The following is a 23477-nucleotide window of genomic DNA, read 5'->3' on the forward strand; positions in this document are numbered from 1 at the left end:
CACAAATTATAATACATCAGCAAAATGAAAGTAACAACAATTATATTAGGTATAGCACTATGTAGTATAACTACAGTACAGGCTCAATGGTGGGGAAATGGAAAAAAAATTAAAGGTGACGGTAATATGACCACTAAAGAAAGAACTACATCTGATTATGATCAGATTAAAGTAAAAGGAAGCCTTGACGTCTCTTTGGTTTCTGGAACTGAAGGAAAAATTTCTATTGAAGGAGAAAGTAACCTTATTGATTATATCGAAACTAAAGTTGAAGGTGATGCATTAAGAATATATGTTCAAAAAGGATATTATTTAAAACCATCTATTGGAAAAAAGCTATTAATTACAGTTCCTTTTAAAGATTTAACTCAAGTGACTCTATCTGGATCGGGAGATGTCTACAGCTCTGATACTATTAAAGCTGCAGAATTTAAAACAGCAGTATCGGGTTCTGGTGATATCAAACTTATAGTAGACACAGATAAGACCTATGCTCAAGTATCTGGATCCGGAGATTTAGTTTTAAAAGGAAAAACAGATAGTTTTAACTGTAGTGTTGCAGGGTCTGGAGATCTCGAAGCTTATGAATTAAATGCAAAAAATGCCAATGCTGCTGTATCAGGATCTGGAGATATTCAACTCACCGCGACTTCATTTTTAAAAGCACGAGTATCAGGATCTGGAGATATTGCATATAAAGGAAATCCAGAAAAAGAAGACAAAAAAGTATCTGGATCTGGAGATATTACAAAACGTTAATATCACAATTTAAAAACAATTAAAAAAACTGTTTATGGAGTTCATTCTTAAACAGTTTTTTTTATGCTCAATAATCTCTATTTTTGAAAAATACTTGCAGTTATTGTTAAATATCAATATAATAAGTATTTTTTAGTTTAAATTCACCCCAAATAAAACAATATTGTCATTTTTATCAAAAAAAGAAACCCCTTTTTATGAAGTTGTTCCTAACGGCTATGTAGATATTCATTCTCATCTTCTTCCTGGTATTGATGATGGAGTGAAGACTGTATATCAATCTGCTTACATCCTAGAGCAATTAGAAAAAATTGGCATCAAAAAAGTAATCACAACTCCCCATGTTATTCAGGACGTTTGGCCAAATTCATCACAAACCATATGCACCAAACTAGAAGAAATGCAAGAGATTCTTACCCCTCTTGGAATAACAGGTGTTGAATTATTATCTAGTGCAGAATACATGATGGATGATTTGTTTTATGATCGTTTAAAACAAAATGACATTCTACCTCTTCATAAGAATTATATCCTTGTAGAGATGTCGACATTTGGTCCTCCTATAAATCTTAATGAAATATTATTTGAAATTAAATTAGCTGGATATATCCCTATTCTTGCACATCCAGAACGATATTCTTTCTATGAAGATGATCTTAAAAAATATGACGAACTTAAAAAATCTGGGTTTTTATTTCAGCTTAATTTGTTATCTGTATCTGGATATTACGGGGAAAACATTAAGTCTTTTGCAAAGAAATTAATCGATCTTGATTATATAGATTTTACCGGATCAGACATACATAATTATCATCAACTCGGAATACTACAACAAGGATTCCCTAAAAAGGTAGCTGAAAAAATAACTAGGTTAATGAAAAAAAATTCTATTTTTTCTTAATATAACGTATCTATTTCTTTTTACCATATCCATACCCATAATTATAACCAGTTTTGGTAGCTGCTGCGTTAAGTAATACGGCAATATTAGGCAAACGTTTCTCTCTATAGAAGTTTTCTGGAACTTGTAAAACTCTTTTGTCAGAATAATTTTCTCTTACTATATAAATACTAAGATCTGCAAATTTTGCTATTAACAGCGTATCTGTTACTAGACTAACCGGAGCAGTATCAACAACAACATAATCATACTCACTTTGCAAATACTCAAACATAGAATTAACTCGTTCTTGCATAAGAAGTTCTGCAGGATTTGGAGGAATAGCTCCAGATGGTATAATATCAAAAGAATTTTCTTCTTTGTCGTTGTATATAATATCTTCTGGATTTAATTCAGCATTCATTATATAGTTAGTAAGTCCTTTTGTATCTCTTCCATTAGGTAAATCGAAGAACTTATGAAACTTTGGGTCTCTCAAATCTGTCCCCAAATACGCTACTTTTTTACCAGAAATGGATAAGGTCTTAGCCAAGTTTGATGAAATTAATGTTTTTCCTTCTCCTGAGATTGTGGAAGTGACAAAAATAACTTTTCCTTTATCCTTATTAATACCCGCTAAAAGGAAATCAAGATTAGTTCTCAAAATCCTAAATGCCTCAGCAATACCAGATCTATCATTTTGAGAAATAACAATTTGTTTTTTTGATTTCACCTTTGGAATAGATCCAATAATTGGCATTGAAAGTACTTTCTCCAGATCTTCTCTAGAACGTATTTTTACATTTAATAAGTCAGAGGTATAAATAATCAAAAAAGGTAGCACAAATCCTAAGAAAAAAGCTCCTGCAAATATTGTTTTTTTATTAGGAGACACAGGATATGAGCTCAAAGTTGAGGCTTTATCTATTACTCTGGCATTAGATAATGTTATATGGCTTGTAATCTCTGCCTCTTCTCTTTTTTGTAAAAGATAGAGGTATAACTGTTCTTTAATTGTTTGTTCTCTTTCAATTACTCGTAGATCTTTTTGCCGTATTGGAGCGTTATATAATTTACCACTAAAATACTGGTCCTGTGTTCTAAGACTTTTTAATCGTATATTAATTGAACTTCTTAAACTATTCAAACTACCAATAAGTACTTGTCTTAATCCATCTATTTGTTGGTCTATGTTTACTACAACAGGATTCTGTACACTTGACGTTTTCAATAATCGTTGTCGTTGAAGGATTAATCCATTATATCTAGATACTGTAGTAGTAATCGTAGGGTCATCAAAACCAAGGTTTGCAGGAACTAAATCATACCTACCTTCTTGACTTAACACAAATCGTCTCATCGATTCTATAAGACTAAGTTGTGTATTTAGCTGAGCTATTTCTTGTACATTCCTAGAATCTATATCAGCAACCCGTTGTGTTTGTGCTCCTATATCATTTGTAAGTCCATATTTGGATAAATATCCAGCAGCTTCATCATCAACCTCTGTTAAATCACCAGAAATAAGATCTAAACGTTCGTTTATAAAATCTGCTGTTCTTGCAGAGGCTTGTTTTTTATTCTGTATCGTAGCTTTATTATATTCTTCAACAAGATTATTGATAATATCTTTTGCTTTTTCTTTTACCGGATCATTTAATGAAATTCTAACTATAGAAGAATTCTTTAGCGGAGAAATTGATAATCTACCTCTATATCCTTCTGCTACAGACTTTACAGGAGCAATTTGAATCTTTATGGTTTTGTTAAGGTGAGGTTCGATATCTTCAACACTTGGAGTAATAACGATATCCCCTACACCACTACTTATTGTTTTTCCAAAAGAATGATCACTTAGTTTTTTACCTTTTTTATCCAGAAAAGAAAAAGATGTTCCTGAATTGATTTTTACATGAAAAACCTGAGATTTTGTATGTACAATAGTATCATCTGACAAAAAGTTGATCTCAATTAAAGATTTTGGATAATTCTCAACCTCTAAGATTCTTCCTTCGCTAAAGTAGCGTACATTTAAATTTAGATTATTAACTACATTTGTCAACAATGTTCTAGATTTGATAATCTGAATTTCGTTCTCGATTTTATTTTGAGAATCATCTAATAAACCCAAATCTTTAAAGGCAGACAACTCGGATTCACTAATACTTTCATCTTGAGAAATTATTATCATAGATGAAACATTATACTGAGGAATGGTATACCTTACCTTTACATATGCCAAGGAGACAAAAATAACAACACTCAATACAAACCAATACCATTTCTTAAGGTATTTTATAATCTGATCTCTAAGATTAAAACTAAAACTAGAAGATGAATCAAAATTTGTATCGGTAGTAGGTGTATTATTTGTATTGGAGATCATGTATTATATTATCTTATGATTAAACCAACAGTAGATATAATAACTCCAACTATACTAATAATAATACCTACAGTATTATTACGGGTTTTGGATTCTCTTACTCTAGACTGATTAGGTTCTATGTAAAGTACGTCATTTTGAGCCAAATAGTATACAGGAGATTCAAAAATTGATTTAGAAGTAAGGTCAACACGATGATATGTATTTACGCCTTTATTTTCTCTAATCACCATAACATTTTCTCTTTTCCCTTTGATCGTCATATCCCCAGCCAAACCAAGAGCTTCTATTATTGTTACTCGTTCATTAGGTATTGTATATGATCCAGGTCTTGCAACCTCCCCCATTACTGTTATTTTAAAATTTTTGAGTCTTACACTTACAATAGGGTCATTAATATAAATTTTCAATTTTTCTTTGATCATTTCTTTTACCTCAATACGTGTAAGTCCAGCTATTTTTAATCTTCCTAATACTGGAAAATCAATATTTCCTTCTTCGTCTATTAGATATGTTGGTTCTGGAGCACCGTTCCCGGCAGCACCCGCACCGCCATTTTCTCCCAATGAAGAAGAACTTATAGAAGATCCCTGCATTAAATTAAATGGCCTTGCAGCATCCATATCTGCTGCAGATATTAATATACTTACGATATCATCAACCTTAAAAACCGGTGTAAATGAGTTAGTTGAGGAAATTTCTTCCTTATTTGCAGAGTCCTGAAAATAAACCACATCTGTTGGGACTTTACATGAAAATACCAAAATTACTACCAGAACTAAAAACAAAAATCTAAATCTCATACTTTTAAAACTTTATAAGTAAGTGTTTATAATGAATCACAAAAATATAACTTTATTTAGTTTAGCAATGAAATTTTGCCTTATCTGTTATATATTGGCTTTTAATGGTCAGATAAAATTGCAATAGTTTATTTCATTAGATTTGAAATAAACTATTGCAATCTTTTTTTAAGGAATATTATACAAGTACTCCAGACTTATTTTGAACACTTTCTTTGTTTATTTTATCAATACTTTCAAAAGTAGAATTGTTAGAAATAAATTCAGGTACAATTTCTTTTAGTTTTCCAACAATTTGATGATCCTGATTAAGTAAATTCATGATACAAAGATCATCTATCTTATCTTTAATCATTAAGCAATCATTATCATCAAATCTACTTATCATTATTTTCTTATGATATGTTGGTAAAGTATTTTCAGTATCGGCTAAAAGCTCTTCATATAATTTTTCCCCCGGTCTAAGGCCTGTGATTTTTATATCAATGTCATCAGGATAATTAAGCCCGGATAGCCTTATCATTTTTTTAGCAAGATCAAATATCTTAACCGATTCACCCATATCAAAAATGAATATTTCACCACCATTACCCATTGTTCCTGCTTCAATTACTAGTTGTGATGCCTCTGGAATTGTCATAAAGAAACGAGTTACGTCTTTATGAGTTACGGTTAATGGACCTCCTTTTTGAATTTGTTTTTTAAACAATGGTATTACAGAACCATTAGAACCTAATACATTTCCAAATCTGGTTGTTATGAATTTAGTTTTACTACTTTTATGTAGACACTTAATATACATTTCGGCAACTCTCTTAGTCGCTCCCATTACATTAGTAGGATTAACCGCTTTATCGGTAGAAACAAAAACAAATTTATCGACTCCAAACTCAGATGATAAATCAGCAAGTTTTCTGGTTCCTAAAACATTAATCTTTATAGCCTCACAAGGATTATTTTCCATAAGAGGTACATGCTTATAAGCCGCTGCATGAAAGACCATATTAGGTCTATACTTTTCAAAAATAGTTTCTATCCTTTGATGATCTCTAATATCTGCAACGATTGGAGTGAAATTAGTAACTCCCTTACTAAGAAGCTCTTGTTGCAAATCATACAAAGGAGATTCTGCTTGATCCACCAATACGAGATGCTTATAGCTATAATATGACGCCTGTCTTACAATCTCACTACCAATTGATCCGGCTGCTCCAGTGATCAAGATAACCTTATCATCAAGTTCCTCCTTAATATTCTGATTATCCATATTAATAGGAGCCCTCTCTAAAAGATCTTCGATTTGAATTTCTTTGATCTGAGAAACTTTTAGTTTTCCATCAATCCAATCATTAACCGCAGGTATAATTTTTACAGTAACCGAAAGTTTTAGTAAGTTATCTGAAATCTCAGACAATCTCTTCTTATTGATATGAGGAATAGATACTACAATCTCTTTAATATTGTTCTTTGTAACAAAATTTTGATTGACAGAACCTGACGAATATACCTTAATTCCGTTTATGGTTTTCCCAATTTTTTGGGGGTTATCATCAACAAATCCAATTACTGATAGTGATCGATTAGAATCATTAGTTATTGCTGCTTGGGTAATTAAACCAGAATCCCCAGCACCATAAATCAAAATTCTTGAAGTTTCACCAATTTTTGATTTGACATAATAGTAACAATACTTGAATATCAAACGACTTGTTGTAAGTGTTATAATATTTAATAAATAATGAATACATATTATTGATACAGGAATATTTAACAATTCTGGCATTAGAGACATTCTACTAAAAGCCATTAAAAATCCGGTAAGCGTAATTAGAATAGTAACTGCCAAAAACAAATTGTATGCATCTCGCATTCCTGTATGTCTCACTACACCTTTGTAGGAACCTATTAACAAGAAACTTAATGCCGACAAACCTGCAACTATTGGTAATTGATACAACAGATTTGTAGTATCAAAATTTAGTGTAATCCCGAACCTAACCACGTATGCCAAAAAGAAATTAAAAATCGTTATGGACACGTCAATTGATAACACAAGCCATTTAGACGCGTGTTTATGGGAATTATTTATTAGGTAATTCTTAATCATCTCAAAACATTTTTAATTACTGATACAATTCTATATAAATCATCTTCTTCAAGATTAGACCCGCTCGGTAAGCAAAGTCCTCGATCAAATAGGTCATCAGAAATTCCATTGAGGTAAGCATCACAATCTGCAAATACAGCTTGTTGGTGCATGGGTTTCCATAACGGTCTTGACTCTATATTTTCTTCTGCTAATGACAAACGTATTGCCTCTCTTAGTTGATAAGAGCTAGTCTCAATACATGTAAGCCATCTATTAGAATAATATCCTGAAGGCTCTTCTAAAAACTTAATTTCAGAGGAATCTTCAAGATTCTTTTTGTAAAATTCAAAATTACTGCGTCTGTTATTTACATGAGGTTCCAAAACTTCCATTTGTCCTCTTCCAATACCTGCGGTAATATTACTCATTCGATAGTTATATCCTATCTCTGAGTGCTCATAATGAGGTGCATTATCTCTGGACTGTGTTGCCCAAAAAATTGCTTTATCCCTATGCTCTTTGTTTTTAGAAATTAATGAGCCTCCTCCCGATGTAGTAATTATTTTGTTACCATTAAAGGAAAGGATTGATATATCTCCAAAAGTACCACACTTAATTCCTTGATAAGAACTTCCTAAGGCTTCTGCACTATCTTCTAATATGGGGATTCTATATTCTGAAGCAATGTTATGAACTGCTTCAATATTATAAGGCATACCGTACAAGTGTACAGCAATAATTGCCTTTGGCTTTTTACCTTTAGCAATTCTATCCTTTATTGCAATTTCAAGTTGTTGAGGGCAAATATTCCAGGTATCTCTTTCACTATCTATAAAAACAGGTTTTGCCCCAAGATAAACTATTGGATTAGCCGAAGCAGCAAAAGTAAAACTCTGACATAGAACTTCATCATCAACACCCACATCAAGTAATTTTAAACCCAGATGCAATGAAGCCGTACCAGAACTTAATGCGGCAGCATGAACATTTTCTCCAAGATAAGTTTCAAGATCACTTTCAAATCCATTTACGTTTGGACCAAGTGGAGCCACCCAATTTGTATCAAATGCTTCTTTAACGAATTTTTGCTCTGTTCCACCCATATGCGGTGAAGAAAGCCATATTCTTTTAGAATCAATTATATTCATAATTTTCCCATTAATAATGAACAATAATCTACTGTTGACTACAGACTACACAACAGTATAATCATTAATCAAACTTCTTTTCATGACAATCTAAAAAACGCTGGAAGAAGGGGGGTAGAACTTCCTTTTTTCGAATTTATTCTTAATTTATTTTCCACGGCTAAAATAGTTTAGTTAAATCAATTATCAACTTAAAATTTGATTTTTTAGACAGAATACTTAAAAAATTCGTTCAATGACTCATCTCTATATTGATTTTGTCTTACTTTACGGTAATCCCGTAAGAAAAGTATTATATCCTTTGTGCTAAATTACTTGTAATAATACTTTTCTATTTATTTTTAAACGCAGATAAAACTAATTTTATCGCGGTTATTCATCAATCAAAATTCATACCGTAAATCTTACAATTGATCATTGTCAGCCTTTTATTTTGGGTACCACAAGTATAGTTTAATAATCACTTAAACCACCAAGGGTTAAACCTGTTTATAAAAGGGGGATTTCCCCCTTTATAAAATCAAGATACTTATATATCACTCTAGAATACAGGATAAAATTAAAAATAGTTAAGTAAATATTTGATTTATATAATTAAATACATAAAATTTACATCCTTCAAATCTAGAGGGATTTTTATCATATATTAATCCTTTTGTATAACCTTCCCCGAATTTTATAATTATATTAAAATAAATGTTATTTAATTCATTAGATTTTTTCATATTCCTACCAATTGTTTTTGTACTCTATTGGTTTATTTTTTATAAAAAACTTCAAATCCAGAATTTTTTTATTCTTACTGCTAGCTATATCTTTTATGGTTTATGGGATTGGAGGTTTTTATTTCTCATTTTGGCAAGTACTTTGGTTGATTTTTTTGTTGGTAAGGCTATCCATAGTAGTGATACCAATAGAATGAGAAAGTCTTGGCTCTGGGTAAGCATCATCTTTAACATTGGATTACTGGGGTTTTTCAAATACTACAATTTCTTTATAGGTTCATGGGTTGATTTCCTTTCATTTTTTGGATATGAATTAAAAAGTACCTGGACATTACAAATTATTCTACCTGTTGGAATCTCGTTTTATACATTTCAAACCATGTCATATTCTCTTGATATATATTATAAGAGATTGACTCCTACCAAAAATTTTATTGCATTTGCTACATTTGTAAGTTTTTTCCCCCAGCTAGTAGCCGGCCCCATAGAAAGGGCTTCTAATTTATTATCACAAATCACAACAAAAAGACTTTTTAACTACATTCAATGTACAGAAGGGTTAAAGCTTATACTTTGGGGATTATTTAAAAAAGTAGTAATCGCTGACTCTATTGCACCTATAGTCGATGACATTTTTGCTAACTATAGTGACTACCCTGCCTCTACTCTAATTCTGGGTGTTTCCTTATTTAGTTTCCAGGTATATGGTGACTTTAGCGGATATTCTGATATTGCTATAGGAACTGCCAAATTATTTGGGATAGAGTTAATGTCAAATTTTAAATTTCCAACTTTCTCCAGAAATGTTGCCGAATATTGGCAACGATGGCATGTTTCTTTATCCACATGGTTTCGACATTATGTATACATCCCTCTAGGAGGAAATAGAGTTGGTAAATTAAAATCCATAAGAAATATTATTATTATATTTTTAGTTAGTGGGTTTTGGCATGGTGCTAACTGGACTTTTATTATTTGGGGAGCTATCCATGCTTTATTATATATCCCGGTATTTCTAATGGGAAGAAATCGAATATATATGAATACTGTTGTAGCAGAAAACAAATGGTTTCCCAGTATTAAGGAAATAGCTCAAATTTTACTTACTTTTTCATTAGTTACATTTTCACGTGTATTTTTCAGGTCAGAATCGATCTCTGATGCTTTTGGTTTTCTTCAACAAATATGCTCTGACTTTACCTACAAGAACTACCAACACCCTTTAGGATATAGAATGATCGATTATTTTATTCTACTTGGAATTTTTATTTTATATGAATTTAGAATACGAAGAGATGAACGTTCTCCTTTTAAATTTAAATCCCGAATTACACGTTTTTTAGCGTATACTTTGGTAATTTTAGGAATGTTATTATTCTTTGATGACAATATTGACAGGTCTTTTATTTATTTCCAATTCTAATCTAATAATGATGTAAAAAAATAGAGGTAAAATAAATAGGATGAAAAAATTAATTTTAAAAAGTGTTCTTTATGCTTTTCTAATACTTATTACATTAGAAGGATTAGTTCGTGTTTTTCATTTAGGAAAAGACACTCCTACCCGATTTCTTGATGAGCATAAAGTTGAAAAATGGAAGCCCAACCAAAATGGATTTTCTGTTACTGGTAACAGACGACAAAATTTCTCTGAATATCATATCAATACCTCAGGATTCAATTCTTATAGAGAGTTCAACCCTACAAAAGAGAAAACTGAAATTGCACTCGTTGGAGATTCTTTTATAGAAGGATTTCATCAAAATTATTACAATTCTATTGGTAAAAAAATCGAAAAATCAATTCCAGAAATTGAAGTATACGAGTATGGATATGCAGGATATGATTTTGCCGATCAGTTACATCTGACCCACGCATATAAAGAACAGTTTTTATTAATTGATCATATCATTTTAGGTATAAAATTCTCTAACGATCTCAATCGCGGTGAATACGACGTAGTTAATAGTCGACTCGCGCTAGAATCTCCTATGAATAAACTTTTAAAGAAAAGTAAGTTACTGGTCTATGCAAAAAGTATTGGAATCTTAGATCCCCCACAAGAATTAGTATATCGAATTATTAGTATTATTAAATCCAAACCAAAGAAAAAACCTATCGATGAGCTTGAAGCTTCACGCATCAAAGAGGCAAATGAAAAAAAATATTTAGCTAATTTTGAAAATTTAATCTCCAAATATGGATACGATAAACAGCGTTATACTCTTCTCTTAGATTCTAGAATAACAAGTACATTCTTCTTATCTTACTTAGAGAAAAACGACTTTAATTACATTGATTTCGCATCCTCTTTTGAAGCCTCTGATCGCCCAACAACATTAATCTATGATAGACACTGGAATAATCATGGAAGAGAACTTATTGCTCAGCTTATTTCAAAGTATATAAACAAAAAACAACTGAAATCTGGGCAATAGTTTCTTAAATCACCTAGACGTTTATTTCATTTTAAATATTAATCATTAAATGTAATCCGTTGCATTTTTTTATTTCCAATGATCAGGAATGTTTTCTGTTCTTTTGAAATCTCTAAAACTTTTACGTTAGAAACATTTTCTATACTTGTATACAAGAAATCAAACACCAATTTTCTTAAGAACAAAAATTCCTGAGCATTATAATCAATCACGGTATTATATGGTAAGTCATTCTGAATCTCTTCTATAGCAGAGGCTGTATATGATAGCTCATGAGAGGCGCCTTTTTTACGTTTTGCTTTAAACTTTTTATACCTTACATAAGCTACTTTAAATACAAATTCTTTAAAACTAGCTTTTGTATATTCAATCATTGCTCCCAGATAGGCCGAAATCGATTTTTTTGGGTAAATAATTTGATGTTCAAAATTATATATATGATTGCACCATTCTCGCTTATAGCTCAAATCTCCCATCCCCATTTCGTAAGATTTATGATTATTAGCAATACACCAATCTAATTTTTTATAAATCTCTACACTTCCCAAGCTAAATTTTCCGTAATCAATATCATATGACGATATAGAACTAAATAATCGTTCATTAAAATGGTGATTTAAGGATACTACGATAGGAGTATCACCATTCATAACTACAAATAGAGATGCCTTCTTTTCATTGATCAAAGAATAGTACATTTTTACATAATGATCCCATCTTAATAAACTCTGACTTACATCATTTCGTTGCTCGAATCTTTTAACTAACATTTCATGTAAACAATCCATCAAAACGTCATATTCTTCCTTTTCAATAGATCCAAAATATGTCTTATAAGAAATTTGAAAACAAGACTCTAGCCTTTTGATTCTCCTCCTTATTCCTTTTGCATTACTTCTAAAGCGATGTTTTATATATGCATCAGCACTGATAAAACCATCAAGAAAAATAGCATACCCTTTAAAAAATTGATTAATCTTTTTGGCATTAAACACCTGATGATTAAATACTGGTTTTAAGTAATCAGGAATAAAAAAAACAGAATAGATTCTATCAGAATTCTCAACTATATTTTTATCATAATTAGAATTCACTAATGATTCATCACTCCCGAAACTTTCTATTTTTGAAAATATTTTGGGAATTGAATTTTTTTCAAATAGCTCAAAAAAATAATCAACATGCTCTTTTTTCATACACAAGATCTATAAAATGGGAAAAAGTGATTCTTCAAATCCTCTTCTTCAATCTTAATAAAATCTGCATTAGCAGAGGAGCACAATTCATTATAAATTTCCTTATTAACAATTTTTCTACCCGTATAGAACATGACATCTTGATCTTTAGGAAACAAGGCTTTTTTACTTTTATACAACCCATCACCATCTCTCATACCACCACCTAAAACATAATGTTTCATTTTGTTTTGAATAGCCCATTCAATGATTTTTACTCTTAAGAAATCGTTTGGTCTATAACTAAAATACTCTGCATCGGTTCCTCCAAGAAAGGCAAAAAATGTGTCTTTATAATTAATAATAAGCTCTATAGAAATAGGAATGTTTTCAAAATATGCAATTGCTATAGAAAAATTACCCAAATTAGATAATATCAAATTTTCAAAATATGAATTTGAAAAAAAATAAATACTATCTGCATTATTTCTATTCATGGTACTAACATAGATATCATTAAAAATTTTAATAATGTCTTTGGTAATTTGTTCTTTATGAAATACTTTAAACTCTAAATTATAATTTACTGCTTTTCTATAGTTATTTCTCACTTTTGGTAAGAATGCGGTCCATTGATCTTCAAAATTATCTAAAAGATTACCTCTAACATTGAAAAGAGATTCTATTAGTGCACCAGAATATCCATTAGAATTTCCATTTAAACTAAAACGAACAAACTCTGCAATAACATTGTTATCAACATACCATTGATCTACATGTCTCCAAAATTCGATAACATCTTCTTCAGAAACAGCATCATCAAATAAAGGTCCATTATAACCATATGGACTAATCACATCGAAATAAGGAAGTTCTTTATCTTTTATCGTTATTTTTCTAAAAACAAAAGGCATAAGAATGATTGGAGCATCTTCTTTCTCAAACAAAAAACACTTTAATGCATCAGAATCTTTCTCAAAATATTGTAAATGCTCAATAGAATAATATACATTATTATTCCATCTATTCTGAAGCAGAGACTTATATGCCAAGATCTCTGAGCTATCATCAAGGTTTTTTATTACTAGTTTGTAGTTTTGTTTCAATTGTACAGGTATTAGTTAGGTATGGTTGTTTATTAGCTCATTTAGCAATCTTCTTTTAACTCGGTATTCTCAAAAAAATAATCATTGATTTTTTGTGATAACACATGGGATAGCCATATGATTCTTCCACAATGCTCCACATGCCAAACTGCTTTTCCTTCAAAAGTATTTCCAGCAAGTAATGGTCCTACAATATGTAAGTTTTCTTTTGATTCTAAAGCTTCATTCACATCAAACCCAATTTTAGAATCGTTTGGCTTGCAATATCCCTTATCTATTAAATTTTTTAATAATTCAGGAATATTATTTTTTGTTAGATTAGTACTTCCTACGCAATTAATAACTAGATGCACTGATTCTTCAGATATTTTATTTTGTCCTGATTGCGTGTCCAAATACTCTAAAGAATACTCATTATTTTCGGTTTTAATAATATTGGTAAATCTTCCCGCAATATGATGAAAACGTCCTTCTTCTTTTAACCCATCGATTACTTTAGAATAATGATAACCGGCACATCTTTGTCTTCTACCAATTTCATTACCATAATGACATGCAAACTTCTTTAATTCCTGAGGACTAAGTTTTCCTAATAAAGAACCAAATGCCTTTGATATGATATCAACCGTTGACGCAGCTCCCAAATGCATCTCATCTGCATAATCAAGATCTTTAAATGTAGCTTCTGCAATTCCTTTTGCAGTTACATTATTTTCTTTGGCTAGTGCCTGTAAATTAAACGGTGTATACTCTTTTCTTTGCTCTTCATCAATTACAGAATCAGGCAACAGTCCTTGGGTAGAAAGAAACATAAACTTATTGATGTGAGATGTTATACTCTCAATATCATTTAATTTATAAAGCATCTCAAGACCACTTGCATTTGCTCCTACGATAAGAACATTTACTTTTTGACTTGGTTTTTTCTCAAGAAAACTTCCTATTTTATTTAGCGTCTTTTTTAGCTCGGGCTTGTAAGGATCATTAATAAAGAGCATATTATCTTCTTCTATCAAATCTTCATTCTTCCAAAGATGATTTACAGGAAGAGATCCAACAGAAAGAATTACTTTCTCTGATACTATCGTTTTTTTATCCTTTAAGGATACGATATAACTATGCTCTGTCTTTTCTAGATCTACCACTTCTTGGTTAATATAATTAACATTAATTAACCCTTGTATTTTAAAGTCTTCTAATCTCGTTTTTACTTTTTCATTTATATACCATCCAAAAAAACGACGAGGAATAAATAGATCTTCCCATTCGTTATTTTCTATTTTCGCAGCATGTGTAGATATCCACTCCAGGGACAATTGCCCTCCATCTTTTTTTAACTCATCAATTAACCAATTCTTATTATTATTAAGCCATCTAATAAACTTTCCTAGTTCTGGTTCTGGAAGAAAGTTTTTTAGAGAGGTTATTAAATGTACAGAAAACCCTGATCGCCCCCCGTATGGGATACCAGTATGAAATTCTTCATATTTATCAATAATATTAATATTTATCTTTCTCTGGTCTTTACTACCTTCTATCAAATCCAAAAAGTGTAGAATAGTAAAAGATGACGAAATACCAGAACCAATGAATGTAACATCAGATGATTTGGGCGTATTATTAAGCGACATTTCCGGTTGTTTTGTTTTAATTATTTTACCTGGGTTACCTACTACAGTAGAATAATCCGGCACATCTTTTAACACTACTGTTCCGGCTCCTATAGTACACCATTTCCCAATCTTTACTTTTGGTATTACTACGGCTCCAACACCAACATGAGAACCTTCTCCCACTTCTACATGACCGCATAATGCAGCTTTAGGTGAAATATGGGCATAATCTCCTATAACATTATCATGATCGATACTTGCTGCAGTGTTAATGATTACATGTTTTCCGATCACAGTATTTGGCTGAATGATTGCTCCTGCAAAGACTACAGTACCTTCTCCTATTTTTGCAGTGGGCGCTATAATTGCGGATTGATGTATCGCTTTTTCAAAATCACTTTTAAGAAATCCCGCAATCTCTGCTCTTTCGGCATTAATACCTACTGCAACAATTACAGGATGTCCTTCATGCGGAAATTCTTTTAGATTTCCTCTAGCTCCAGAAGTTACATTTTTTGATGCATAATGTCGACCAGAAGGCTTGTCATCAAAAGTTTCGGTTACTTCATAACCATTCTCTTCTAATACCTCTCGTATTACCTGAGAATGACCGCCAGCTCCATAAATCCTTATTTTATTAGATTTTCCAGCTATTTCCATTTTCCTCATTACTATAGTTAAGTTGATTTGTTGGTTTTGTGAATTCTAGTTTGTTAATAAAAACGATATAAAATGTTTATTATTTTCATTGGTTATTTCCTTTCCAAGCAGGCATAATAGTATTCTGATCAACATTTACCCCCTCTTTCTTTACTACTTTTTGCAAGGTCAAAAACAAAATTTTAACATCTAACATAAAACTTATGTTTTCTACATACCATACATCGTATTCAAATTTTTGAATCCATGATATTGTATTCCTTCCTTTTACCTGAGCCCATCCTGTTATTCCGGGTCTTACATTGTGTCTTTTTTTCTGTATATCGTTATACAAAGGTAAGTATTCCACCAAAAGTGGTCTTGGACCTATTAAACTCATATCTCCTTTTAATACATTGATAAGCTGTAAAATCTCATCTAATGAATATTTTCTTATAAAAGCTCCCACCTTCGTTATTCGAGACACATTATGAACATCTTTCTCATCTGACTTGAGGTCAGACATGGTTTTAAACTTAATAATTTTAAAAAGCTTTCCATTTTTTCCTGGTCTTTGTTGCAAAAAAAATGGCTTTCCTTTATTAACCACAAATAATATTAAAACGAGTATGATTATAAATGGTGACAATAAGAGAACACCTGAAAGAGAAAGAAAAAAATCGAATACTCTTTTAATATACGGATTATACATAATCGTTCTTTCAAAAAAATTATAGTTCAGATTCAATCGTTCTGATCAAATCTCCAACATTATTCATATTCATTAAGTCCATTAATTTAAACTTAATACCAAAAGATTTCTCTACCTCTGATATGATCATCATATGTGTAATCGATTCCCAACCATCAACATCATCAGCTGTAGTTGTATCTGTAAGTTGAAAATTATCGTGTTCTAATACTGTTACAAAAGCTTCTTTTACTTTAGAGAAAATTTCTTCTTTATTCATTTATAGGCTATTTAATTTATGTCAAAATACGTTCTTAATTCTTTCCTGTTAATCTTTCCATTAATACTATGCGGAAATTCTTTAACAAATCTCACATGTCCGGGAACCATATAATCCGGCATTTTTGTTTTCATATATTCAAATATATCAGCAGTATCAAATTCATCAGATTCAATAGCCAAACCTAGCTCGGCATTACCCAAATTATTGGTAATATCTAATGCTACCATATTTACCTTCTTGGGAGATTTTGATTTAGCATGAAATTCAATTTCTGCCAGTTCTACTCTATATCCTCTTATTTTTACCTGAAAATCTGCTCTTCCTACATACAAAAAATCTCCTTCTTCATCCTTGAAACAAAGGTCACCTGTTTTATAATAACGTTCTTGCTTTCCTTTCTCTTCTCTTGTAAAAAAACTAATTGCATTTCGTTCTTCATTTTTCCAATATCCGGGTGTTATTTGTGGACCACCCAAACATAATTCTCCTGTGACACCAGTGGGCACTTCCTCATTATTTTCGTTTACAACAAGGTATAATGTATCTTTTTGTGGAGTTCCGATTGCGATAATACCATTATGCGCTTTCTGATCCGTTTCTTTATGGTATGGATAAAAACCACTGTATACTGTAAATTCTGTTGGTCCATAGTAATTAAATATTTTACAATTGGGCAGACAATCACTCCACTCTCTTGCGATGTCGCTATGTAAAGCTCCCCCTCCAAAACTACAATACCTAACATCGGGAGCATTAATCTCTGGGAAATAAGGGCGTAAATAATTGATAATCGAAGGAACCATAGTAAGTACCGTAAGTTTCTGCTCTTTAATCAATTTAAAAATATAGAAATACTTTATTGCACTTTTGGGTATGGTATACATACATGCGCCTCCCAATATTGGAAACAAGTAGGTAACCACTGAGAAGTCAAAAGTAAGTTCAAACATTTGTAAGCATCTATCCGACGAAACCAAATTAAACTCTGGTTCAGCATCAATGGCGTTCACTAATCCCTGTACATTATCAAAAGTAATAGGCACTCCTTTTGGAAGCCCCGTAGTGCCCGATGTAAATAAAATATATGCTAAGTCATCCCCAGAAACCTCCTTTGGTTCCAAATTAATTTCTGTATTCTCTAATGTAGATGAAGGTATAACAGTTTGATTCTTATATATCGAAGTTTTTGAAGAATCAATAACGTATTTTGTTTCTGTTAATTCAAAAACCTTTGTATTTCTTTCTATAGGAGTAGAAGGGTTTACAGGAACATATGCTTTTCCTTCAAACCAAAGAGCAATAATACTTGCATATGTTTGCAGGTCATCATTGGTAACTAATCCAATAAGTTTTTCAGATTCTGCCACTGTATTTGCAATTGCAGATCTAATCTTGGATATCTCTACAGCAAAATCCTTATATGTATAGAACGTATTGTTAATACATAACACATTACCTGTTGAGTGATTCTCTATTGATTCTTGTAGTTTTTTTACAAATTTCATCTTATATATTAAACAATTTATTCTGCGCTATACATTTAATTGTATTGACAAAAATATATACTTTTTTAAGACTTTTTTTGGGGTATTCACCCCTATATTTTTATATGATTATTTTAAATTATAATTTGTTTACTTATAAATATATTATCAAAACACAATTTCATTAATAAAAATGACCATCTCTGTTTAATATATCCGAATTTTCAAAATCCAGTTTGGTATCATCATGAGCTAATCCTTTTTTTGTCACTCGATGCGTAAAAATAGTACTATATCTTTTTGTTATACAATCTGATAACTTGGTATCATCTGTGAAAATGAATTTTCTTTTCTTTTTAATAAAATTATCCATCAATGCATCTATACATATATCATAATACTCCTCCTCTTTTACCAGGAAGTATTTGACATTAAATTCATTATAATTTATGATGTAGGATAAAAATCCAATGATTTGATCTCCTTTCATAATCTTAAGATTATGAATATAGATATTATTACTGGTTCCTGTTTGTAACGATGTATAGGGATGTTTAGTTGCAATAGGAGTTTGCATATACTGCATAGCATTAATCTGCCAATTCACATACTCCTTTGTTTTATAGATCAAATCATCTTTGCAAAGTGGAGCTATAAACTCCCAGGTAGCATCATCTAACTGATTCATATAATCATAAGAAAGCATTTTAGTTCTTTTTCTAGCCTTAGGTCCATTTAATAGTCTAATACATGATGCTACAGTATTATCAACTCTATCCAAAATAAACTTAAATGATTTTAAGAATCTAAATCGTCCAATGAGCATTGATGCATCTAAACTGAAAAAGATCGTATGTCTTAATCTTGATGAGATTATAGTAAAAGGTTGTTTCTCATAAAATGTAGTTACATTCTCTGCATAAGATTTTATAAGTATTTGTTTCCCCGTTAAGTTAACAGCTTCATTATAAATATAGGTTCCCAGAACCGTATCCTTATACTCTTTGTGTACCCACCAGGATATCATCCAATATACTTTTGATGGTTCATTGCTCCCATTATTCAATAAATCGGGAAACATAAAAACAAAAGAGATCATTTTATTATCCTCATACCCGATAACACCACAATACTCATCTTCTTTTATCCGTGTATTTGAAACCAACCATAATGCTTTACTTTTTGGTAAAGGAGTAAGATCTCCTTTCCAATAGGTATTTTGATCAATACCTTCTCTTAGCATTTTTTTGGTTATCGCAACTATCTCTAAATTTTTACTCATCTATTATTTCTAAGAAATATAACTAGTTTGTACCGTCAAAATATTCTGATGTCAGATCATTTGATAGATTTACATCTTCTTTTTGTATTACTTTTTTTAGTGTTAATCCTATTATTTTTAGATCTAACAAAAAATTATAGTTTTCTACATACCATACATCATATTCAAATTTCTTTTTCCATGTTATAGAATTTCTTCCATTAACCTGGGCCCATCCTGTAATCCCAGGTCTTACATTATGTCGTTTTTTTTGAACTTCATTATATACCGGGAGATAGGCTATAATCAAAGGGCGAGGCCCTATTAACGACATTTGTCCCAATACTACATTGAACAATTGAGGAATTTCATCCAAAGATGTTTTTCTAACAAATGCTCCAATCTTCGTAATTCTATCTTTATCTGGTAACAAATTCCCTTCAGCATCTTTTTTATCGTTCATCGTTTTAAACTTTACGATACTAAAAATCTTTTCTTTTTTACCAGGTCTTCTTTGAATAAAAAAAGGTTTACCTCCATTGGCAATTGCCAGGAAAAAGATCAATGGTAACAAAACAGGTGAAATAAGAAGTAGTGATACCAGTGCAATACTAAAATCAAGAATTCTTTTAATAAAAAATTTATACACCTTTATAAAGTTTAGTGGGTTATATAGAGAACTCTAATATTAAACCAAACAAATGTATAAAGCATTTGTTAAAAAGTGAAATAAAAGAATTACAATCTCTTACATATCCTATTGCTATTATTAATCATACAAAAACATCCCAAAAACAATTCTGGAATATAACTTGCATCTAAAAAACTGGGGGAAATAAAGAAATATGTACTATTTGCTATTGGGGAATTTAGCTCATATTTCGTTTATGGTTTTATCCTTAAAACCGATTGCGAATATACAATCAATATTTTGGTTTTTAAACTCTTAAATTAACTTTTTTGGTATTATAACTAATTGAAGTTATTAGTGAGAAAAACATAGTCTAATTCTTTATTTTTCTTCTATACCAGAAAAATAAGAATAGTAAAATAACGAACATGATTACTCCTAAAACCCAATACAAGGTTGTGTTATTCTTGAAAGGAATTGGAGAAGAATCTCCAACAAGATAGAACCCTCCCCAATAAAAAGGATCTAAACGATTAATATTTGCAGAAGCAAGATATTGTAACTTTGCTTGCTGCAAAGCTTTAGCCTTGTTCATTCCCTCCTTAAGATTAGCATAAAAAAACTTCATCAACTCTGGAGTGGTTTGATCAGAAACATCCCAACTTGTCAACAACAAACTTTTCGTACCAGCGTATTGAAATGCATTACCCAAACTCATAATACCTTCTCCTCTAGCTATTTTGCCCGTACCTGTTTTACAAGCGCTAAGTACGGTAAGTTCTGCAGGAATATTTAATGCAAATATTTCATGGCTATAAAGTAAATTATCTTCTATTGTATCTTTACTTTTTGTGAAATAAAGTTTAGAGTTTTCAGGGCGATCATTATCCACTTCTCCATGCAATGCAAGATGAAGAATATTATATCTGCTTGCATTTTCTTTAAAATTAGCTTCAATTGCTTGTGATCCATAATAATATTGACCATCTACAATATCAGAAATAGCTTTAATTTCTCTACGTGTACCGGGTAAATCACCTCCTGCATCTCTCAAGGTAAGTAAGCGTATAGTATTTGTTTCTGTAATTTGTGTACTATCAGAAAAAGAAAAAGCAAGACATTCTCGACGTATTTCTAGATTGGAAGCATCTTCATTTTTAAACGAATTAAACAATAGATTTGAAGAATTCGCATAGGTAATGGCATATTTATTTAATAGATAGGATAGCAATGCTGGATTATTAGTATCATCCTTTTGAGTCAATAACAATTCAAAATTAAGATGCCATAAGGAACCATCTGGAATAATAATAAGTTGATCTCCTAAAAACTTATCTTCTACTGGTTTTATCAGTTCATTATATAAGTGTTGTGATTGTTTTTTATAGTTTTGTAAGTCTATTGAGGTAATACTTTCATGAAATTCCTTAATCCGTTTTTCCAGTCCCGGAGTTTGTAATTCTTGGACATATATATTATTCTTAGACACAATAAATACATATGAGGTACTATCTGATGTGAAAAATTCTAACAAAGTCGTTTTTACATCTAATTTTTGTTGAATATCATCAACATGAATGACCTCATTTTGATATTTGAGTTGATAGTACTTGGGATATTTTGTTTCTAATATATGAGTTAATGAATCTTCTTTTCTGTTAAGATCGAATAATTTATTTTCATAATCATTAATTTTTATAGTATCAATTGATTCGCTAGATAATTGCTCTATAATTTGCCCTTGATAAAATGCTCTATTTGTTTTTAGAATTTTACCCACCTCAATTATTTCTTCTGGTAAACCTGCAAAACCTTTAGCATAAGTATCATTTAATAACTCCTTTAAGATATTTGCTTTACTTTTTTCAGCATAATAAAAAGCTTCTTCTAAATCCTGTTGATTATGAGTTTTCTTGTATGATAATAAATGTGCATTAATAGCATCTTTATATAACTCTTTGGCTTGTTTAGCAAAAGACACCTTGTCTTCATAGTTTTGGTAGGATTGTCGTATTTCATTAACAACCTTATCTGCATTTTTATAAATAGCAATACCTTGATCAAGGTATTTAAAATCGTTATTTTTAAGAAATTGTGATTGTAGCGTTTGAGCTTTTCCTTTCAATATTTTCAATATACTTTGTAAGTTATAATATTGATTTGGATCAAATGCATTTCTAAAATCACTTACTCCCTTATTTTTGACATGTGTTAATAATGCTCTATCATAATATGTTATCGCTTTTTCATACTGCTCTTGTTTATGAAAAATCTTAGCTATATTAAAATAAGATTCAGAAGTAAGTAAATATTCATCACTATTTATATTTTGCAGAATATCCAATCCTTTTTCAAAAAACAACAATGCTTTTTCATACATATCCTGTTTAAAATAGAGCCTTCCTATTTGTATGTAAGAATTTGTAATTTCAGGGCCATTATTTTCAAAAAGATATTTATTTATCTTTAAAGCTTTTTTATAATATTTTAATGCAGTATTGTACTCTTTCTTTTTCGAATAGGCATTTCCGATTCTATTAAATATTTCTTTAAGTCTAAAATGGTTTTCTCCAAATATTTCTTTAAAAATTAATAAAGCCTTATCATAATAATATAGTGCTCTTTTATAATTACTTTTAGAATGAAAAATATCACCAGAATTCATATACAAAACAGCCATATCTTCATGATATCTATCATATATTTTAAGTCCAATATCTAAACTTTTGTTATTATATAGTAAAGCTTTATCATATTCCCCTTTTTGAATCAAAAGGTTTCCTATATTATTATATAAATATAACAAACCATCTAACCTTTCTTCTTTATCAAAGATTAATAAAGCTTTTTTATAATAATCAAAAGCAGTATCGTATTGCATTAAATCTACATATACTATTCCAATATTCATGTAACTAAGACCTACATAATAATGTTTATTCCCAAAGTTTTTAATTATTATTTCCAAATCTTTTCTATAGTTAAAAAGAGCTTTATCATATTGTCTTAAATACTGATAAACATTACCTATCTTATTATGAATCAACCCTATACTTATATGATCAGCAGCAAAAGCTTTTCGTCCAACAATTAGAGCTTTTTCATGATATACTAATGCCATTTTATAATTTGAAAGTTTTGTATAAGCAGTACCTATACAGCTATATGATGTAAATATTTCATTATAATTTTTTGGATCTACATTTTGTTGGACGGATAATGCCTTTTTATAATATAGTAACCCGTTGTGCATTTAGTTAATATTAATTTTTAGGTTGTTTATATTTCTGTTGAATTCAAACCTATTGATATATTGAATAATGGTCATTGCTGTGATCTTTGATAAGATTCTATTTTTAAATCCCT

The 23477-nt window shown here is 30.5% G+C and carries 17 protein-coding genes and 1 pseudogene; 4 read left to right on the plus strand and 14 right to left on the minus strand.

Annotated elements, in window-relative coordinates; genetic code table 11:
* Positions 1-24 precede the first annotated feature (24 nt).
* The gene (locus FOF46_RS24520; RefSeq protein ID WP_109437675.1) at positions 25-759 is read left to right on the plus strand and encodes a head GIN domain-containing protein; all 735 of its coding nucleotides are present in this window, start codon (positions 25-27) and stop codon (positions 757-759) included.
* A gap of 163 nt (positions 760-922) precedes the next feature.
* Positions 923-1660, plus strand: coding sequence for a tyrosine-protein phosphatase (locus FOF46_RS24525; protein ID WP_143918282.1), 738 nt, complete (start codon positions 923-925; stop codon positions 1658-1660).
* 10 nt (positions 1661-1670) lie between these two features.
* Here FOF46_RS24525 and FOF46_RS24530 read toward each other — a convergent pair whose 3' ends face one another.
* From FOF46_RS24530 to FOF46_RS24545, 4 genes are all read right to left on the minus strand, one after another.
* Complete coding sequence (locus FOF46_RS24530) at positions 1671-4025, minus strand: GumC family protein (RefSeq protein WP_109437677.1); 2355 nt, start codon at positions 4023-4025, stop codon at positions 1671-1673.
* 8 nt (positions 4026-4033) lie between these two features.
* Entirely contained in the window at positions 4034-4828 is a 795-nt protein-coding gene (locus tag FOF46_RS24535) for a polysaccharide biosynthesis/export family protein (RefSeq protein WP_109437678.1), read from the minus strand.
* Positions 4829-5006: 178 nt separating this feature from the next.
* Entirely contained in the window at positions 5007-6935 is a 1929-nt protein-coding gene (locus FOF46_RS24540) for a polysaccharide biosynthesis protein (RefSeq protein WP_143918283.1), read from the minus strand.
* The gene (locus tag FOF46_RS24545) at positions 6932-8065 is read right to left on the minus strand and encodes a DegT/DnrJ/EryC1/StrS family aminotransferase (RefSeq protein ID WP_143918284.1); all 1134 of its coding nucleotides are present in this window, start codon (positions 8063-8065) and stop codon (positions 6932-6934) included. The genes FOF46_RS24540 and FOF46_RS24545 overlap by 4 nt, the downstream gene beginning before the upstream one ends.
* A 696-nt stretch (positions 8066-8761) precedes the next feature.
* Between FOF46_RS24545 and FOF46_RS24550 the strand changes: the two genes are divergently transcribed.
* The gene (locus tag FOF46_RS24550; protein WP_109437681.1) at positions 8762-10213 is read left to right on the plus strand and encodes an MBOAT family O-acyltransferase; all 1452 of its coding nucleotides are present in this window, start codon (positions 8762-8764) and stop codon (positions 10211-10213) included.
* A 40-nt stretch (positions 10214-10253) separates the two neighbouring features.
* Entirely contained in the window at positions 10254-11228 is a 975-nt protein-coding gene (locus FOF46_RS24555) for a hypothetical protein (protein WP_143918285.1), read from the plus strand.
* A 38-nt stretch (positions 11229-11266) separates the two neighbouring features.
* Here FOF46_RS24555 and FOF46_RS24560 read toward each other — a convergent pair whose 3' ends face one another.
* The 10 genes and pseudogenes from FOF46_RS24560 to FOF46_RS32700 form a co-directional block, all read right to left on the minus strand.
* Positions 11267-12424 carry a GNAT family N-acetyltransferase gene (locus FOF46_RS24560; protein ID WP_143918286.1) on the minus strand — a complete coding sequence of 386 codons (1158 nt, stop codon included), beginning with the start codon at positions 12422-12424 and terminating at the stop codon, positions 11267-11269.
* A complete protein-coding gene (locus tag FOF46_RS24565) occupies positions 12421-13509 on the minus strand; it encodes a GNAT family N-acetyltransferase (protein WP_143918287.1) in 1089 nt (362 codons plus the stop codon). The genes FOF46_RS24560 and FOF46_RS24565 overlap by 4 nt, the downstream gene beginning before the upstream one ends.
* Positions 13510-13550: 41 nt before the next feature.
* Positions 13551-15791, minus strand: a complete 2241-nt coding sequence (locus FOF46_RS24570; RefSeq protein WP_143918288.1) for a NeuD/PglB/VioB family sugar acetyltransferase — start codon at positions 15789-15791, stop codon at positions 13551-13553.
* Positions 15792-15867: 76 nt separating this feature from the next.
* A complete protein-coding gene (locus FOF46_RS24575; RefSeq protein WP_109437686.1) occupies positions 15868-16473 on the minus strand; it encodes a sugar transferase in 606 nt (201 codons plus the stop codon).
* Between the two features lie 19 nt (positions 16474-16492).
* Positions 16493-16732, minus strand: coding sequence for an acyl carrier protein (locus tag FOF46_RS24580; RefSeq protein ID WP_109437687.1), 240 nt, complete (start codon positions 16730-16732; stop codon positions 16493-16495).
* Positions 16733-16743: 11 nt separating this feature from the next.
* Entirely contained in the window at positions 16744-18240 is a 1497-nt protein-coding gene (locus FOF46_RS24585) for an AMP-binding protein (protein ID WP_143918289.1), read from the minus strand.
* A 163-nt stretch (positions 18241-18403) separates the two neighbouring features.
* Positions 18404-19501 (minus strand): hypothetical protein, encoded by a 1098-nt coding sequence (locus FOF46_RS24590; RefSeq protein WP_143918290.1) that lies wholly within the window; start codon positions 19499-19501, stop codon positions 18404-18406.
* A 22-nt stretch (positions 19502-19523) separates the two neighbouring features.
* Complete coding sequence (locus FOF46_RS24595) at positions 19524-20129, minus strand: sugar transferase (protein WP_143918291.1); 606 nt, start codon at positions 20127-20129, stop codon at positions 19524-19526.
* A 355-nt stretch (positions 20130-20484) separates the two neighbouring features.
* Positions 20485-23364, minus strand: coding sequence for a CHAT domain-containing protein (locus FOF46_RS24600; RefSeq protein ID WP_143918292.1), 2880 nt, complete (start codon positions 23362-23364; stop codon positions 20485-20487).
* Positions 23365-23477: pseudogene (locus tag FOF46_RS32700) on the minus strand (IS982 family transposase); the annotation flags it as partial.

This window comes from Aquimarina algiphila, assembly GCF_007489275.1.
GTDB classification, from domain to species: domain Bacteria; phylum Bacteroidota; class Bacteroidia; order Flavobacteriales; family Flavobacteriaceae; genus Aquimarina; species Aquimarina algiphila.

What these genes read in the sequence shown, in the direction of transcription:
- FOF46_RS24520 (WP_109437675.1), top strand. Translation starts at nt 25, where the DNA reads ATGAAAGTAACAACAATTATATTAGGTATAGCACTATGTAGTATAACT.
- FOF46_RS24530 (WP_109437677.1), bottom strand. Translation starts at nt 4,025, where the DNA reads ATGATCTCCAATACAAATAATACACCTACTACCGATACAAATTTTGAT.
- FOF46_RS24535 (WP_109437678.1), bottom strand. Translation starts at nt 4,828, where the DNA reads ATGAGATTTAGATTTTTGTTTTTAGTTCTGGTAGTAATTTTGGTATTT.
- FOF46_RS24540 (WP_143918283.1), bottom strand. Translation starts at nt 6,935, where the DNA reads ATGATTAAGAATTACCTAATAAATAATTCCCATAAACACGCGTCTAAA.
- FOF46_RS24545 (WP_143918284.1), bottom strand. Translation starts at nt 8,065, where the DNA reads ATGAATATAATTGATTCTAAAAGAATATGGCTTTCTTCACCGCATATG.
- FOF46_RS24550 (WP_109437681.1), top strand. Translation starts at nt 8,762, where the DNA reads ATGTTATTTAATTCATTAGATTTTTTCATATTCCTACCAATTGTTTTT.
- FOF46_RS24555 (WP_143918285.1), top strand. Translation starts at nt 10,254, where the DNA reads ATGAAAAAATTAATTTTAAAAAGTGTTCTTTATGCTTTTCTAATACTT.
- FOF46_RS24560 (WP_143918286.1), bottom strand. Translation starts at nt 12,424, where the DNA reads ATGAAAAAAGAGCATGTTGATTATTTTTTTGAGCTATTTGAAAAAAAT.
- FOF46_RS24570 (WP_143918288.1), bottom strand. Translation starts at nt 15,791, where the DNA reads ATGAGGAAAATGGAAATAGCTGGAAAATCTAATAAAATAAGGATTTAT.
- FOF46_RS24575 (WP_109437686.1), bottom strand. Translation starts at nt 16,473, where the DNA reads ATGTATAATCCGTATATTAAAAGAGTATTCGATTTTTTTCTTTCTCTT.
- FOF46_RS24580 (WP_109437687.1), bottom strand. Translation starts at nt 16,732, where the DNA reads ATGAATAAAGAAGAAATTTTCTCTAAAGTAAAAGAAGCTTTTGTAACA.
- FOF46_RS24585 (WP_143918289.1), bottom strand. Translation starts at nt 18,240, where the DNA reads ATGAAATTTGTAAAAAAACTACAAGAATCAATAGAGAATCACTCAACA.
- FOF46_RS24590 (WP_143918290.1), bottom strand. Translation starts at nt 19,501, where the DNA reads ATGAGTAAAAATTTAGAGATAGTTGCGATAACCAAAAAAATGCTAAGA.
- FOF46_RS24600 (WP_143918292.1), bottom strand. Translation starts at nt 23,364, where the DNA reads ATGCACAACGGGTTACTATATTATAAAAAGGCATTATCCGTCCAACAA.